Raw genomic sequence first — 15,175 nt, forward strand, 5'->3', positions numbered from 1 at the left:
GGACTTCCACAGCAGCGCTGCTACCAGAGCCAGGTCGCGCACGACTCCTGGAGCGCCAGCTCGGCCTGGGCCTCCTCCTCGGACTCGGCCTCGGTCGCGTAGTACCAGTTGAGGTCGTCGAGGCACGCGCGCATGGACTCCGCGTCCGCGGCCTGCACTTCGAGGTCGCCCACCTGCGTCTCGGCGGCCTCCAAGTCCTCCTGGAGCTGCGCGATCTCGGCTTCGCGGTCCTCGATCTGCGCGGACACGTCGTCGAGGTCCCCGCTGGTGCGCAGCCACAGTGCCAGCGACAGGGCCGCGCCCGCGAACCCGATCACCGCCACCACGGCCAGAACCGGCACCATCGCGGAGCGCCGCTGCGGCGGCGGTCCGGGCGCGAGCAGGGGCTGCGTGAGCGGCTGCGAGAGGCCGGGCTGCATCGGCTGGGTCGGCACGTACCCGGGGGCGGCGGGCTGAGCGGCGGGGGAGTAGGCGGGCGGGGCGCTCTGGGGCTGCGGGTACCCGGGCGGGGCGCTCTGCGGCTGCTGGGGCTCGCCGTCGCCGAGGCTGTAGTGCGGGGGCGGGTTGTACGTCATGACGGGCTCCTTCGACGGGTGTTGTCCGTCCACCGTAGGACGGCGGTGCGAACCGGGACGGTCGCCGGTGATCCGACGACCGCTCGTGCGCCGCGGTTGCACCCGTGATGCAACCGTGACACAGGGGTCCGACAGTCCCTTTCTCGCACACCCCCGCCGGGACCCGCGCCGGAGCGGGCGCGGCCGTGACCGCGCCCGCATTCCACTACGCGGCCTTGAGGGTCCCGCCGTCGATCACGTGGTCGGCGCCGTGGATGTTCAGCGCCCGGTCCGAGAGCAGGAACGCCACCAGGTCGGCGACCTCCTCGGGCTCGCCGATGCGGCCCGACGCGATCCCGAACTGCGACGGGATGCCCGCCAGCAGGTCCGCGTGCGGCACCCCGAACGCCTCGGCGACCTTGCCGCCGAACCGCTCCTCGTCGCGCCACAGCGGCGACCCGATGACGCCCGGCGACACCGTGTTGACGCGCACGCCCAGTGGCGCGACCTCCTCGCTGAGGCGCTTCGAGAACAGCGTCAGCGCGGCCTTCGCCTCGGCGTACGCGACCGGCGAGCCGGTCGGCACCCGCGCGCTCCCCGACGAGATGTTCACGACCGCCCCGCGCCGCTCGATGATCCCCGGCAGCGCCGCGCGAGTGGTGCGCACCGCGCTGAACAGGTTGAGCCCGAACACCTCCGCCCACTGCTCGTCGGGGATGTCGAGGAATCCGCCGACGACCATCCGGTCGGCGTCGCCGCCGCCGACGTTGTTGACCAGGAAGTCGATCCCGCCGACCGCCTGCACGGCCTCGGCCACGATCCCCTCGGCCCCTTCGCGGGTCGACAGGTCCGCCGCGACGGCCGCCGCCGCGGCCTTCTCCAGTTCCGGCGTGACCGTGCGGGCCGCGCCCACGACCCGGACGCCCTCGGCCGCAAGGGCTTCGGTGATCGCGAGGCCGATGCCGCGGCTCGCCCCGGTGACGAGCGCGGTCTTGCCGTTGAGTCCCAGTTCCATGGTGTCGCCTCTCAGTGGTCGAACTTATTCTTGAACTACAGGTCAAAAATCAGGGTGAGAAAAACGCCCTCTCGCGAGGGCGCGGTTCGAGCTAGAAGCCCGCCAGGGCGGACTCGATGATCCCGTGCAGCACGGGGCCGTCGTACGTGCGGGCCATGACGCGCAGCCCGACGATCGTGTTCATGAGCAGCAGCGCCTGCGCTTCCGGATCGACCCCGGCCGCGACGTCGCCGTCGCGCTGGCCGCGCCGCAGCCGCTCGGTGAGCAGCTCGATGGTCCGGTTCGTCATGCGCAGCACCGCTTCGGTGGCCTCGGCGTCCCGGCCGCCCAGCTCCAGCGCGGTGTTCGCCGCGAGGCAGCCGCGCCGCACCGGGGCCTCCAGGTCGGTGTCCACCAGGAACTCCAGGTAGGCCCGGATGCGCTCCTTGGCGGTCCCCGGCTCGTTCAGGTACGCCTGCGTCAGCTCGTCGCCGCCGCGGCCGTACATCTCCAGCGCCTTGCCGAACAGCTCGCGCTTGGACCCGAACGCGTGGTACAGGCTGCCCTTGCCCACGCCGGTGGCCTCGGCGAGGTCGGCGGGGGAGGTCCCCGCGTAGCCGCCGGTCCAGAACGCCTCCATCGCCTGCGCGACGACCTCGTCCGGTTCGAATTCCTTCGGCCTGCCCATGCGGAGAAGCCTAACCTGTTCTTGACTTGAAGGTCAACAAAAACGTGCCCTCGATCACTACGAACTCGCAACTCGTTGGGCCCCAGCGGAATGCATCCGGATGAATGCCGCGTGTCGGCTCCCCGACGCGGCGGTTGCCGCGTTTGCCGGGCCGGGCGATACTAGAGCGGTGCTCAAACCCCTAGCCATCGCCTCCGATCTGGACGGTACGCTGCTCGCCCCCGGCGGCATCCTCTCCGAGCGGACCCGCGACGCCCTCGCGGCCGCCCGCGCCGAGGGCGTCGCGATCGTCGCCGTCACCGCCCGCACCCCTTACGGCGTCGACGTGCTCACCGACCTCCTGCCCCTCCTCGACGGCGCGATCTGCGCCAACGGCGCCATCGACTACGCCCCCGCGACCGGACGCATCCGCGTCCTGCGCGCGATCCGCCTCGGCGCCGCCCGCCGCGCCGCCGCGGCCGTCGCCGAGCGCCTCCCCGACGCCGTCTTCGCCGTCGAGACCGGCACCGGCATCATCGGCGAGGAGGCGTACCGCCCGCTCGTGGGCTCCACGAACTGGGACTTCGCCACCGGTGTCGACGCGGTCTTCAAGCGCGCCAAGCGGGCCGTGAAGCTCAAGGTCTACTGCGCCGAGCGCACCGGCGAGGAGATGGCCGCGGCCGTCGCCACCGCCGACCTCGGCGGCCTCTCCATGTGCCACTGGGGCGACTTCGGGATGCTCGACTTCAACGCCCGCGGCGCCGACAAGGCCTTCGGCCTCGCCTCCTGGTGCAAGGAGCGCCGCATCGGGCCCGACGAAGTCGTGGCCTTCGGCGACATGCCGAACGACGCCCCCATGCTCGCCTGGGCCGGGCGCTCCTACGCGATGGGCGACGCCCACCCCGAGGCCGTCGAGGCCGCGACCGACCGCACCGCCACCAGTGCCGAAGACGGCGTCGCACAGGTCATCGAAGCCCTCCTCGCAGGTGACACCGCCGCTGCCGCGTAGCAGAACCCAACGTCCACAACCGAATCCACTGTGTCCGAAATTGTCGGAAGTATCGGGACTTGTCGGTCAATTGTATGATTAGACTCCCTTTGGCCTCCCCTTCGGCGCGGCGTCACGATCGCCGCGCCGAGAAAGGAACGGACACATGCACATGAAGCGAAGGCTCGCCGCGGCCGGCGCCGCCCTGGGGGTCGCCGCGGCGGCCACCGGCGCCGCCGCGTACACCGCGCAGGCCGACCCCGCCGGTCCGTCCACCTCCACCGAACCCGTCACCTGGACCGTCGACGGCCTCACCGCCGACGACGTCGCCGAACTCGAAGCCCTCGGCTTCGACATCGCCGCCGAGCACGGCGGCGAGGCCCAGATCATCGGCGACGAGAGCGTCGCCGACGACCTCCGCGCCCTCGGCCACGACCCCGAGTTCTTCGACACCGTCTACAAGGAGCTCGGCGCCACCGCCCAGCAGGAGGGCACCTACTACGGCGGCTACCGCACCGTCGACGCCATCGAGTCCCACCTCCAGGAGGTGGCCGACGCCAACCCGTCGCTCACCCGCCTGTACGACATCGGCGACTCCTGGCTCAAGACCCAGAACGACGGCGGCCACGACATCTACGCCATCTGCGTCACCGCCGTCGCCGACGGCGACTGCGAGCAGAACCCCGACTCGGCGAAGCCCCGCTTCTCCCTGATCGCCCAGATCCACGCCCGCGAGATCGCCACCGGCGAGATCGCCCTCCGCTGGATCGACGAGCTCGTCGCCGGCTACGGCACCGACACCGAGGTCACCGACCTCCTCGACACCACCGAAGTGTGGGTCGTGCCCGTCGTCAACCCCGACGGCGTCGACGTCGTCTCCTCCGGCGGCGACGACCCGGTCCTCCAGCGCAAGAACGTCAACGACTCCGCGGGCAGCTGCGGCTCCAGCGCGGGCATCGACCTCAACCGCAACTCGTCCTTCGAGTGGGGCGCCGACTCGACCAACCCGTGCTCCGAGACCTACCAGGGCGCCTCCGGCGCCTCCGAGCCCGAGACGCAGGCGATCGAGGACTGGCTCCGCGCCCTCCACCCCGACCAGCGCGGCGAGGACCAGAACGACCCGGCCCCCGACGACGCACGCGACGTCTTCCTCACCCTCCACTCCTACGGCGAGTACATCATCGTCCCGTGGGGCTTCACCTCCGACGCCGCGCCGAACGACGCGGCCCTGCGCGCCCTCGGCGCGGACATGGCCGAGTCCAACGGCTACCTCGTCGGCACCAACGACGACACCGTCGGCTACAGCACCAGCGGCACCACCGACGACATGGCCTACGGCGAACTCGGCGTCGCCTCGTTCACCTTCGAGGTCGGCCCCGACTTCGGGAACTGCGGCGGGTTCTTCCCCGCGTTCTCGTGCGTCGAGGACACCCTCTGGCCCGCGAACGAGGGCGCCATCATGACCGCGGCCCAGGCCGCGGCCGCGCCGTACGCAGGCTGACCACGCGTCCCGGCGGGCTCCGGCCCGCCGGGACGCCCCGATTTCCCCGAACCGCCGCCGCGCCCCGCCGACCCGCCCATACTGACCGGACACCGGCACGAGGCGAGGAGCGGGCGATGGCCGACGCAGGCGACGGCAAGAGCGGCAGGGGACTGCGCCGCCTCATCACGGCGGTCGTCATCATCGCGCTGGCCGTCTGGTTCATCCTCGCCAACACCGAGACCGTCGGCGTCAAGCTGTGGGTCGTCCGCGTCGAGACGCCCATGTGGATCATGTTCGCGATCATCTTCATCGCAGGCTGGGCCGTCGGCGCCCTCCTCCGCCGCCGCTCCGCGAAGAAGAGCGCCTAGCCGATCGCCGCCAGCAGCCGCCGGTACGTCGCCTCGACGTCGCCCGGCACGCTCTCCACCCCGATCGCCTGCGGCCGTTCGCGAACGAGCGCCTCCATGCGTTCGTGGTACTCCCGCAGCCGCGCTTCGCCGCCGTCCAGGATCTCCCGCGCCTCGACATGCACCGGGTCCACCGCCGCTTGAGCCCGCTCGGCGAACCGGCGCACGAGCCGGTCGGCGTCGTCGCGGAGGTACACCTCGTCGAACCCCGCGCCCGACTCCGCGGCCGCGGCCGCGAGCCGCTCGATGAACTCCACCCGACCCACCAGCTGCGGCACTACCACGTCGTACCCGGCCGCGAGGTGCTCACGCACCATCGCGACCGCGATCGACCGGGCCCGCAGCCCGGCCCCGCCCGGATCGTCCCGCCAGCGCCCCAGCGTGCGGCGCAACTGGTCCAGGTCGAGCACGAGCGCCAGCGGACGGTCCGCGGCGTACCGCCGCGCGAGCGTCGACTTCCCGACCGCCGGAGCGCCGTTGAGCAGGATGAGGCGAGGCATGCGGCGACTCTAACGGCCGCGGCGGTGGATGGGCCGCAACCATGCAGTGCCCCTTGGCGAGCGGCGCCGGCGAGGGGTGCGGGTGCGGTCCCGCGGGCGCAACTGCTGCGGGGCGCCTCGGGGCGGGTTAGGGTGGGCCGTATGCATGTCGTCATCGCCGGAGGGCACGGACAGATCGCGCTGCTCCTGACCGAGATCCTGGCCGCAGAAGGACATTCCGTCACCGGGCTGATCCGCAAGCCGGAGCAGGCCGAGGACATCGCCGCGATCGGCGGGCGCCCGATCGTCCTCGACCTCGAACAGGCCGACGCCGAGCACCTCGCGGGGCTCCTCGCCTCCGAGACCGAAGGGGCCGTCGACGCGGTCGTGTTCGCCGCGGGCGCCGGGCCCGGGAGCGGGGCCGCGCGCAAGGAGACCGTCGACCGGGCCGCCTCGGTGCTCCTCGCCGACGCCGCGGTCGCGGCGGGCGTGCGCCGCTTCCTCCAGATCTCCAGCATGGGCGCGGGGAAGGACCCCGACCCGTCGCGCGACGAGGTCTGGACCGCCTACATCGAGGCGAAGACCGCCGCCGAGGAGGACCTCAAATCGAGGGACCTCGACTGGGTCATCGTGCGGCCCGGCGCGCTCACCAACGACCCGCCCGCGGGCAGGGTCCTGCTCGCCGACCCGCCCGCGGGACGCGGCGAGGTGACGCGCGCGGACGTCGCCGCGGTGCTCGCCGAGATCCTCAAGACCCCGTCGGTGACGCGGCGCGTGCTCGAACTGCGCGGCGGCGACGACGCCGTGCCGGACGCCGTGTCCGCCTTCGCGTCCTGACACCGTCCGCAGTGGTCTGATTCCCGCCTGCAAACGCATATGCGGATTGCGTCGGCGAATCCGAGTGCTCGATACTGTACCGATGCGATTTGGTGTGGTTCCTTCCTCTGTCCGCCGCGACGTCCTCAACTGGCACGGCGAGTCGGGCCGCGCGTGGCTCGACGACCTCCCCAGGACGGTCTGGAGCCTCAAGCGCACATGGTCCCTCCGCATGGACGGGCCGCCCTACGACGGCGGGTCGCACTCGTACGTGGTCCCGGTGCGCCGCGAGGACGACTCCCCGGCCGTCCTCAAAGTGATCTACCTCGACGACGAGAACCGGGGCGAACCGACTGCGCTGCACCGATACCAGGGGGACGGCGCCGTCGAGCTGTACGACTACGACCCCGCGACCGGCGCGATGCTCATGGAGAAGGCCGTCCCCGGCAACCGGCTCAAGTCCACCCGCTTCTTCGGCCACAAGACGCCGGCGGCCGCCTGGCGCCGCATCGGGATCGCCACCGGCCTGTACCGGCGCCTCTGGCGCCCTTACGAACCCGCGGCGGGCTTCCCGGACCTGCCCGCCGCCACCGAGATGCTGGACGCCTGGCGCGCGGAGTACCGCGATCCCGACGCGGACGTGCGCCGCCGCCTCGGCGACGACCGGCTTCGCGAGGCGCTGGCCCGCTGCGACGACCTCGCGGACGCGCCCGAGACCGGCATCGCCAACCGCGACACCCACTTGACGAACATCGTGTCGGCCGAACGGGAGCCGTGGCTCGTCATCGACCCGAAGCCCTACCTCGCCGAGCGCGCCTTCGACGGCGGGTACTTCCTGTTCACGCAGGAGCTGTACGGCCCGCACAGCGGCCGCGACCTGCTCCGCGCGGTCGCCGACGGCCTCGGCGCCGACGCCGAGCGCGTCAAGGCCTGGGCGCTGCTGCGCTTCGCCGCCCACCTCGCCCACGACGCCGACGAGCGCGAGCTCGACGAAGTGTCGAAGGCGATGCGGGAGCTGGAGGACGCCTGACCGGGGCCGCCGGGCCCCGGTGCGGCGGCGCGCCCTCGGAATAGAGCGCTTTCCGGCCCGATCGGGTGAAAAAGATCCGCGTCGGATTCCCGACTCCGCGGCGAGTCGCCAACGGGTCGGAACGTCCCTTCAGGATTCAGTCGCGGCCTGCGCGGCGGCTCGCCAGGAGCCCCCGCAGGCCGATCACGCCGATCGCGACGCCGAGCCCGAACGAGGTCACCGCGAGCGCGAGGTGCACCCAGAAATAGCCCGTCGGATCACCCGCGGCGTCGAACGCGAGGCCGCTGACGTCCTTGAACAGATTCTTTACGAAGGTCGACCATACGATCAGCGACCACACGCCGAACGCGAGGAGGAACACGGAGACGCCGCGACTGAGCTTCATCCGCCCAGTATCGGCGCCCCGCAAGGGCCCGGACATTCCGGGCGCGCCCCGCTGGTCGCCGGTCACGTCCCGGCCCGCCGCGGCCCGCTTCCGCCGACCGACCCGTCTGGTGCGCCTACTATCCTGGGCATTGGAGACCCGGTGTCACTCTGTGCGGCAGTTGCGTGCATACCGTGGTCTGCGATGATGGAGACCGGATTGTCATCAATGCATGGAATGGCGGGCCCGGAATGAGCGGACCTGAGAACCCGATGCCCGACGGGTATCCCGACGCCGAGGCCCTGGGCTGGCTTCGCACCGCCGACATCGAATACCTCGGAGTCCACATCAGAATGACGATCAAGCCCAACGACCGCATCGTGGAGCTGTGGGAGCTCGACGGCGGCCGCCCGGCCCGCTGGCTCGGCAACGTCTTCCGCATCGACGCCGCCCTGCCCGGCCTCTACCTCAACCACAAGTTCGAGGCCGTCCTCAAGAGCCGCACGCAGCGCGACGGGCTCGCCCACATCGCCGCCAAGTTCTGGAAGTCCTGACCCCGCCGCCATGGCCGTCGAACCCGTGGCCGTCAAGCCTGCGACCGTCAGGCACCCGGCCGTCAAACCCATGGCCGCCAAGCAGGCCCGCGGGCGGGAGACCGTCGAGCGGCTCCTGTCCGCCGCCCTCGACCTCTACGAGCGCAACGGCCCCGAGGGCTACACGATGACCGGCGTCATCAACGCCAGCGGCGTCAGCGTCGGCAGCCTCTACCACCACTTCGGGTCCTTCAACGGGCTCACCGCCGCGCTCTACGCGCGCCTCAGCGGCGAACTCCTCGACCGGCTCGTCGCGGCCGTCGAACCGCGCCGCACCGCCCGCACCGGCGTCCAGGCCTGCGTCACCGCCTACCTCGACTGGTGCACCGAGCACCGCGCGAAAGCGCACTTCCTGCTCGGCATGCCCTACCAGGCGCACCTGGTCGGCCCCACCGAGGCGATGCTCGCCGAGACCGCGCCGCAGCTCGCGGCGATCCTCGCGTGGATCGCCCCGCACGTGGAGGCCGGGCGGATCGTCGACGTCCCCGACAGCCTCCTGGGCTGCCTTCTCATCGGACCGGTGACCGAGGCGGTGACGCGCTGGCTCGTGGGCATGCCCGGCGCCGACGACATCACTGAGGCCTTCGCGTACCTGCCCGACCGGATCTGGGCCTCCGTCAAGGGCCCCAACGGTTTACGAGATCAGCCGAGCCGCTCCAGCGCCTCCACGAGCGGCTTGAAGTCCGGGTCGGAGCGGGCCTCGTCGAGCGCCTCGCGCAGCGCCGCGTCGTGGGTCGGCGCCGCCTCGGCGAGGAGCGTGCGGCCCGCGGCGGTGACGTCGGTGTAGATCCCGCGCCGGTCGTCCTTGCAGATCGTGCGGGCGAGGAGCCCGCGGTCCTCCATGCGGGTCACCAGGCGCGTGGTCGCGCTCTGGCTCAGCACGATCGCGTCGGCGACCTGCCGCATCTGGAGATGCCGGCCCTCGCTCTGGCGGTCGAGGACGGTGAGCAGCGACAGCTCGCGCACGCTCAGCCCGTGCTCGGCTTCGAGCCGCCGCCCGATGCGGTCGGCGATGCGCTCGTGCAGGACCGACAGCGCGCACCAGTGCTGCGCCAGCGCGGTCGTGGTCTCCGGGGCCGCGGTCACGGTCATCCTCCCTCGGGGCCGGAACGGTACCCCATCCTAGCGCACGACGGTATAAGCCATGCAACAAATACCACCGCTTGCAATTAGCCCGCGTCTGCAAGTATTGTTGGCGGCGGAACGGGGCACCCGCGGCCCCGGAGTTCGGCAGACTCGACGCCGCGAACCGAAGGAGAACCGATGAGCGAACAGCTGCACGTCACCGTGCTCGGCACCGGCATCATGGGGGCCGCCATGGCCCGCAACCTCGCCCGCGCCGGACACGCCGTCACCGCCTGGAACCGCAGCCGCGACAAGGCCGCGCCCCTGGCCGCCGACGGGATCATTGTCGCCGACACCCCGGCCGAGGCCGTCGCGGGCGCCGACGCGGTCCTCACCATCCTCTACGACGGCCCCGCCGTCCAGGAGGTCATGGCCCAGGCCGCGCCCGCCCTCAAGCCCGGCGTCCGCTGGATCCAGTCCACCACCGCGGGCCTCGACGGCACGAGCGCGCTCGCCGCCGTCGCCGCCGAGCACGGCCTCGTGTTCTTCGACGCCCCCGTCCTCGGCACCAGGGCCCCCGCCGAAGCCGGGCAGCTCACCGTCCTCGCCTCCGGGCCCGCCGACGACCCGGTCGCGAACGCCGTCTTCGACGCGATCGGCGCCAAGACCGTGTGGACCGGCGCCGACGGGGCGGACGGCAGCGCCTCCCGCCTCAAGCTCGTCGCCAACAGCTGGGTCCTCGTCCTCACCCACGGCATCGGCGAGGTCCTCGCCCTCGCCAAGGGCCTCGGCGTCGACCCGCAGGGCTTCTACGACCTCATCCAGGGCGGCCCGCTCGACGCCGGGTACGCCCACGCCAAGGGCGCGCTCATCCTCGACGGCGCCACCGACCAGGCCAGCTTCGGCCTCGACACCGCGCTCAAGGACACCAGGCTCATCGTCGAGGCCGCCGCCGCGAACGGCGTCCGCCTCGACCTCGCCGAGGCCGGCGCCGAGCGCTTCCGCCGCGCCTCCGCGCAGGGCCACGGCGACGAGGACATGGCCGCGACCTACTTCGCGAGCTTCGACGAGTAGCCAGACCGAACCACAGGGGGAGTAACCATGGCGAAGATCCTGTTCATCATGACCGGTTCCGACGAGTGGACGCTGAACGACGGCACCAGGCACACCACCGGCTTCTGGGCCGAAGAGGCCGTCGTCCCGCTCCAGGCGTTCAAGGACGCCGGGCACGCCGTCACCGTCGCCACGCCCGGCGGCGTCGTGCCGCCCGCCGACCCGGTCAGCCTCGACCCGGGCCTCGCCGGGGGCGACGAGGCCGCCGCCCGCTTCCGCGACGCCGTCGCCACCGCGCCCGAGTTCGGCGCGCCCGTCGACCTCGCCGCGGTCGATCTCGCCGGCTTCGACGCCGTCTACGTCCCCGGCGGCCACGGCCCCATGGAGGACCTCTCCGGCGACCCGCACGCCGGGGCGCTCCTGGCCGACGCGCTCGCCTCCGGCAAGCCCGTGGGCCTCGTCTGTCACGGCCTCGCCGCGCTCCTGCCCGCCACGGAACCGGACGGCGTCAACCCGTTCGCCGCCTACCGCATCACCGGGTTCACCGACCGCGAAGAGCACCTCGGCGCGTTCGGCGACAAGGCCCCGTGGCTGCTCCAGACCCGCCTCGAACAGGCCGGGATCAACTTCCAGGCCGGGGAGCCGTTCGCCTCCCACGTCGAGGTCGACCGGAACGTCGTCACCGGCCAGAACCCGCAGTCCTCGCAGGCCGCGGCCGACGAGCTGCTGAAACTCATCGGATAGACGTACCCTTGGGGCCGCCGGACCGGCGGCCCCGCCCCCCAGGAACCGCCCGCACACACTGAAGGAACCATGACCAGCAACCTGTTCACGCCGCTCACCATCCGGGGCACCGAGTTCCCCAACCGCGCCTGGATGGCCCCGATGTGCCAGTACAGCGCCGACACCTCCGGGCCCGGCACCGGCGCCCCCAACGACTGGCACGTCCAGCACTACGGCTCCCGCGCCGTCGGCGGCACCGGCCTCATCCTCGTCGAGGCCACCGCGGTCACCGCCGAAGGCCGCATCAGCATCGGCGACCTCGGCATCTGGAGCGACGACCAGGTCCCCGCCCACCGCCGCCTCACCGACCTCATGCGCGCCCACGGCACCGTCCCCGGCGTCCAGCTCGCCCACGCGGGCCGCAAGGCCACCTCCGACCTGGAGTTCAACGGCGGCCGCGCCCTCGCGCCCGACGAAGGCGGCTGGGTCCCCGTCGCCCCCAGCGCCGTCGCCTTCAGCGAGTCCCGGCCCGTGCCGCACGCCCTCACCCGCGAGGAGATCCAGGACGTCGTCGCCGCGTTCGCCGCCGCCGCGCGCCGCGCCCTCGCCGCCGGATACGAGGTCGTCGAGATCCACGGCGCCCACGGCTACCTCCTCCACGAGTTCCTCTCGCCCGTCTCCAACCGCCGCGACGACGAGTACGGCGGGTCCTTCGAGAACCGCACCCGCCTCGCCGTCGAGGTCACCGACGCCGTCCGCGCCGCCGTCGGCGAGACCGTCCCCGTGTTCTTCCGCGTCTCCGCCACCGACTGGATCGAGCCCGAGGGCTGGACCGCCGACGAAACCGTGCGCCTCGCCGCGGTCCTGCGCGAGCACGGCATCGACCTCCTCGACGTCTCCTCCGGCGGCTCCCTCCCGAACGCCGCCGTCCCCACCGGCCCCGGCTACCAGGTCCCGTTCGCCGCCCGCGTGCGCAGCGAGGCCGGCCTGCCCGCGGGCGCGGTCGGCCTCATCACCGAAGCGCGCCAGGCCGAGAAGATCCTCGCCGACGGCGAGGCCGACGCGGTCCTCATCGGCCGCGAGCTCCTGCGCGACCCCTACTGGGCCCGCCACGCCGCCGCCGAGCTCGGCGACGAGGCCTACAAGCCCGCCCAGTACCGCCGCTCCTGACGGCCGCACCGGCTCCCGGCCCGCGCCGGGAGCCGGCGGCGTCCCCAAAGGACCGTCCACCAGCGCCGCTCCTCAAGAGACCGGAACGGTGCAATTCCGGCAACCGGACCGTACTGCGACCGCACCGGCCGGTGTGGAACCAGGACCACCCCGCGCGCATCGAGGACCGCCGCACGTCGCGACCCGAACCGGAGTACGCTCCCGCCCAGGCGGAGAGGAGCGCACCATGACGGACCCGCGACCGGAGGGCGGACGCCCCATCGAGGACTACGCCCTCCTCTCCGACCGCCACACCGCCGCCCTCGTCGGCACCGACGGCTCCATCGACTGGCTCTGCCGCCCCCGCTTCGACAGCCCCGCCGTCCTCGGCCGCCTCCTCGACCCCGACGCGGGCCACTGGTCCCTCACCCCCGCCGCGCCCTACCGCACCGAACGCGCCTACGTCGGCGAGACCTTCGTCCTGCGCACCGTCTTCACCACCGACACCGGCACCGCCGTCCTCACCGACGCGCTCGCGCTCGGCCCCGCCACCGAGCGCGGCCGCATCCGCCTCGCCGCCCGCGCCCCCATCGCCACGCTCCGCACGATCGAATGCACCGCAGGCGAACTCGACGTCGACTTCGCGTTCCGCCCCCGCCCCGAATACGGCCTCGTCAACCCGATCTTCACCAGCATCCCCGGCGGCGTCCTCGCCACCGGCGGCCCCGCCCGCTTCGTCCTCACCAGCCCCGTCCGCCTCGACTTCGGCGACGACGGCGCCACCGCCCGCCTCCATCTCGATGAAGGACGGAAACTCCACTTCTGCGTCCAGACCGCCGACCTCGCCCAGGACCCGCCGCCCGCATGGACCCCCGAAGCCGTCGAAGCCGCCCTCGACGAGACCCTCATCGGCTGGCAGGACTGGCACGACGCCCACCCCGACTGGGACGGGCCCCTCGCGCCCCTCGTCAAACGCTCGGTCCTCGTCCTCGAAGCGCTCCGCTACCAGCCCACCGGCGCGATCGTCGCCGCCCCCACCACCTCCCTCCCCGAAGCCGTCGGCGCGGGCCGCAACTGGGACTACCGCTACTCGTGGGTGCGCGACGCCAGCTTCACCGTCCAGGCCCTCGCCGAAGCGGGCTGCCACGGCGAGGCCGTCGAGTTCTTCGAGTTCATGACCCGTGCCGCCGCCCACTACCAGCCCGAGCAGCCCCTCCAGATCATGTTCGGCATCGGCGGCGAGCACGACCTCTCCGAACGCGAACTCGGCCACCTCGCGGGCTGGCGCGGCTCCCGGCCCGTGCGGGTCGGCAACGCCGCCTGGCTCCAGCCGCAGCTCGACGTCTACGGCGAACTCCTCGACGCCGCATGGCATCTGCGCGGCCACCTCCAGGGCCTCGACGAGCCCGCCCGGCAGTTCCTCTCCGGCATGGCCGACGCCGCCGCCGACCAGTGGGAGCAGCCCGACCAGGGCATCTGGGAGTCCCGCGGCGCGCCGCGCCACTACCTGTACTCCAAGCTCATGTGCTGGACCGCCCTCGACCGGGCCGTCAAGTTCGCCGACCGCCTCGACGTCGCCGCCGACCGCGTCGGCACCTGGGCCGCCGAGCGCGACCGCATCCGCGAGGCCATCGAGACCCGCGGCTGGAACCCGCGCGTCGGCGCGTTCTGCGCGGCCTTCGGCGACGACGACCTGGACGCCTCGGTCCTCGCCATGCCCGCCTCCGGGTTCCTGCCCGGCACCGACGAGCGCCTCAAGTCCACCGTGGACGTCATCGACGCGAAGCTGCGCGACGCCCGGGGCCTCCTGCGCCGCTACGAGACCGGCACCGACGGCCTCGACGGCACCGAGGGCTCGTTCGTCATGTGCACGTTCTGGCTCGCCCAGGCGCTGGCGCTCACCGGCCGCCCCGACCGCGCGGAGGCGGCGTTCGCGCTCGCCGCGGACTGCGCGAACGACCTCGGCCTGCTCTCCGAGGAGGTCGACACCGCCTCCGGCGCGATGCTCGGGAACTTCCCGCAGGCGTTCAGCCACATCGGGCTCCTCAACGCCGCCATCGCGATCCGCGACGCTCGCCGCTCCCGGCCGGGGTGGTTACCCTCAGTGCCGTGACGCTCTTGATGATCGACCTCGACAACACCCTCATCGACCGCGACGCGGGCTTCCGCGCCGGATTGACCGCGCTCCTCGCCGCCCACGGCCACGCCGCCGACCACGCCGACTGGATCATGCCGATCGATGACCGCGGCTACACGCCCCGTCCGGTCGTCGCGCAGGCCATACGCGAGCGACTCGACTTCGACCTCACCGCGGACGAGCTCGTCGACGCGCTCTACCGCGGCTCGCGCGACAACGCCCGGCTCGACCCCGCCACGGCCGACGCGATCGGCCGGGCCCGCGGCGCCGGGCACCGCGTCGTCATCGTCACCAACGGGCCCGTGGAGGGCCAGTTCGGGAAGATCCGCAACGCGGGGCTCGACCGGCTCGTCGACGCGTGGACGATCAGCGGGGCCGTGGGCGCCGACAAGCCCGACCCGGCGCCGTTCCGCGCCGCCGCGGCCGCCGTGGACGGCTCGCTGGAGGACGCGTGGATGATCGGCGACCGGGACGACGCCGACATTCTCGGCGCCCACCGCCTCGGCGTCCCCAGCGTCTGGCTCCACCTCGGCCGCGACTGGACCGCCGCCGACTACCGGCCCACGCACACCGCCGACTCCATCGTGGAGGCCATCGACCACGCCGCGAACGCCCCGCGACTGTCGTGAATCCGTCTCGGCCGCATCGCGAAAGCCCCTCAAGCGGCCCGCCG

General features: G+C 72.7%; 17 protein-coding genes and 1 pseudogene. 12 read left to right on the plus strand and 6 right to left on the minus strand.

Annotation, left to right across the window (positions count from 1 at the left end; all coding sequences use genetic code 11):
• Nucleotides 1-20: 20 nt before the first annotated feature.
• The 3 genes from B0I28_RS27435 to B0I28_RS21750 all read right to left on the minus strand — a co-directional run bounded on the left by B0I28_RS27435 (nucleotide 21) and on the right by B0I28_RS21750 (nucleotide 2,236).
• On the minus strand, nucleotides 21-575 hold the full coding sequence (locus B0I28_RS27435) for a hypothetical protein (protein ID WP_181245897.1): 555 nt from the start codon (nucleotides 573-575) through the stop codon (nucleotides 21-23).
• 205 nt (nucleotides 576-780) lie between these two features.
• Nucleotides 781-1,569, minus strand: coding sequence for an oxidoreductase (locus B0I28_RS21745; RefSeq protein WP_106365957.1), 789 nt, complete (start codon nucleotides 1,567-1,569; stop codon nucleotides 781-783).
• A 91-nt stretch (nucleotides 1,570-1,660) separates the two neighbouring features.
• Complete coding sequence (locus B0I28_RS21750) at nucleotides 1,661-2,236, minus strand: TetR/AcrR family transcriptional regulator (RefSeq protein WP_106365958.1); 576 nt, start codon at nucleotides 2,234-2,236, stop codon at nucleotides 1,661-1,663.
• Nucleotides 2,237-2,405: 169 nt separating this feature from the next.
• On the opposite strand from B0I28_RS21750, the gene B0I28_RS21755 reads away from it, so the two are divergent.
• The 3 genes from B0I28_RS21755 to B0I28_RS21765 all read left to right on the plus strand — a co-directional run bounded on the left by B0I28_RS21755 (nucleotide 2,406) and on the right by B0I28_RS21765 (nucleotide 5,054).
• Complete coding sequence (locus B0I28_RS21755) at nucleotides 2,406-3,224, plus strand: HAD family hydrolase (RefSeq protein WP_181245898.1); 819 nt, start codon at nucleotides 2,406-2,408, stop codon at nucleotides 3,222-3,224.
• Nucleotides 3,225-3,369: 145 nt separating this feature from the next.
• The gene (locus B0I28_RS21760; RefSeq protein WP_106365960.1) at nucleotides 3,370-4,704 is read left to right on the plus strand and encodes a M14 family zinc carboxypeptidase; all 1,335 of its coding nucleotides are present in this window, start codon (nucleotides 3,370-3,372) and stop codon (nucleotides 4,702-4,704) included.
• 116 nt (nucleotides 4,705-4,820) lie between these two features.
• Nucleotides 4,821-5,054: a DUF1049 domain-containing protein gene (locus tag B0I28_RS21765; RefSeq protein ID WP_106365961.1), complete on the plus strand. Its 234-nt coding sequence runs from the start codon at nucleotides 4,821-4,823 to the stop codon at nucleotides 5,052-5,054.
• On the opposite strand, the gene B0I28_RS21770 is transcribed toward B0I28_RS21765, so the two are convergent.
• Entirely contained in the window at nucleotides 5,051-5,593 is a 543-nt protein-coding gene (locus tag B0I28_RS21770) for an AAA family ATPase (protein WP_106365962.1), read from the minus strand. The genes B0I28_RS21765 and B0I28_RS21770 overlap by 4 nt on opposite strands.
• Before the next feature lie 141 nt (nucleotides 5,594-5,734).
• Here B0I28_RS21770 and B0I28_RS21775 point away from each other — a divergent pair, with 141 nt between their 5' ends.
• Together B0I28_RS21775 and B0I28_RS21780 are read left to right on the plus strand one after the other, a co-directional pair.
• Complete coding sequence (locus tag B0I28_RS21775) at nucleotides 5,735-6,409, plus strand: SDR family oxidoreductase (RefSeq protein WP_106365963.1); 675 nt, start codon at nucleotides 5,735-5,737, stop codon at nucleotides 6,407-6,409.
• 94 nt (nucleotides 6,410-6,503) lie between these two features.
• Nucleotides 6,504-7,418, plus strand: a complete 915-nt coding sequence (locus tag B0I28_RS21780) for an aminoglycoside phosphotransferase family protein (RefSeq protein WP_181245899.1) — start codon at nucleotides 6,504-6,506, stop codon at nucleotides 7,416-7,418.
• A 136-nt stretch (nucleotides 7,419-7,554) separates the two neighbouring features.
• On the opposite strand, the gene B0I28_RS21785 is transcribed toward B0I28_RS21780, so the two are convergent.
• Nucleotides 7,555-7,803: an SCO4848 family membrane protein gene (locus tag B0I28_RS21785; RefSeq protein ID WP_106365965.1), complete on the minus strand. Its 249-nt coding sequence runs from the start codon at nucleotides 7,801-7,803 to the stop codon at nucleotides 7,555-7,557.
• 230 nt (nucleotides 7,804-8,033) lie between these two features.
• Here B0I28_RS21785 and B0I28_RS21790 point away from each other — a divergent pair, with 230 nt between their 5' ends.
• Both B0I28_RS21790 and B0I28_RS28345 read left to right on the plus strand, forming a co-directional pair.
• On the plus strand, nucleotides 8,034-8,336 hold the full coding sequence (locus B0I28_RS21790; RefSeq protein ID WP_146148194.1) for a hypothetical protein: 303 nt from the start codon (nucleotides 8,034-8,036) through the stop codon (nucleotides 8,334-8,336).
• A 70-nt stretch (nucleotides 8,337-8,406) separates the two neighbouring features.
• Nucleotides 8,407-8,565 (plus strand): annotated as a pseudogene (locus B0I28_RS28345) (TetR/AcrR family transcriptional regulator); the annotation flags it as partial.
• Between the two features lie 452 nt (nucleotides 8,566-9,017).
• Here B0I28_RS28345 and B0I28_RS21800 read toward each other — a convergent pair.
• Nucleotides 9,018-9,467 (minus strand): MarR family winged helix-turn-helix transcriptional regulator, encoded by a 450-nt coding sequence (locus tag B0I28_RS21800; RefSeq protein WP_106365967.1) that lies wholly within the window; start codon nucleotides 9,465-9,467, stop codon nucleotides 9,018-9,020.
• Nucleotides 9,468-9,638: 171 nt separating this feature from the next.
• On the opposite strand from B0I28_RS21800, the gene B0I28_RS21805 reads away from it, so the two are divergent.
• The 5 genes from B0I28_RS21805 to B0I28_RS21825 all read left to right on the plus strand — a co-directional run bounded on the left by B0I28_RS21805 (nucleotide 9,639) and on the right by B0I28_RS21825 (nucleotide 15,131).
• On the plus strand, nucleotides 9,639-10,514 hold the full coding sequence (locus B0I28_RS21805; RefSeq protein WP_106365968.1) for an NAD(P)-dependent oxidoreductase: 876 nt from the start codon (nucleotides 9,639-9,641) through the stop codon (nucleotides 10,512-10,514).
• A 27-nt stretch (nucleotides 10,515-10,541) separates the two neighbouring features.
• A complete protein-coding gene (locus B0I28_RS21810; RefSeq protein WP_106365969.1) occupies nucleotides 10,542-11,237 on the plus strand; it encodes a type 1 glutamine amidotransferase domain-containing protein in 696 nt (231 codons plus the stop codon).
• A gap of 69 nt (nucleotides 11,238-11,306) precedes the next feature.
• Nucleotides 11,307-12,386, plus strand: coding sequence for an NADH:flavin oxidoreductase/NADH oxidase (locus B0I28_RS21815; protein ID WP_106365970.1), 1,080 nt, complete (start codon nucleotides 11,307-11,309; stop codon nucleotides 12,384-12,386).
• A 226-nt stretch (nucleotides 12,387-12,612) separates the two neighbouring features.
• A complete protein-coding gene (locus tag B0I28_RS21820) occupies nucleotides 12,613-14,478 on the plus strand; it encodes a glycoside hydrolase family 15 protein (RefSeq protein WP_106365971.1) in 1,866 nt (621 codons plus the stop codon).
• Nucleotides 14,475-15,131, plus strand: coding sequence for an HAD family hydrolase (locus tag B0I28_RS21825; RefSeq protein ID WP_106365972.1), 657 nt, complete (start codon nucleotides 14,475-14,477; stop codon nucleotides 15,129-15,131). Before B0I28_RS21820 ends, B0I28_RS21825 begins: the two co-directional genes overlap by 4 nt.
• The last annotated feature ends 44 nt before the right edge of the window (nucleotides 15,132-15,175 follow it).

The sequence above is a fragment of the Glycomyces artemisiae genome (genome assembly GCF_003002955.1).
Lineage (GTDB): Bacteria > Actinomycetota > Actinomycetes > Mycobacteriales > Micromonosporaceae > Glycomyces > Glycomyces artemisiae.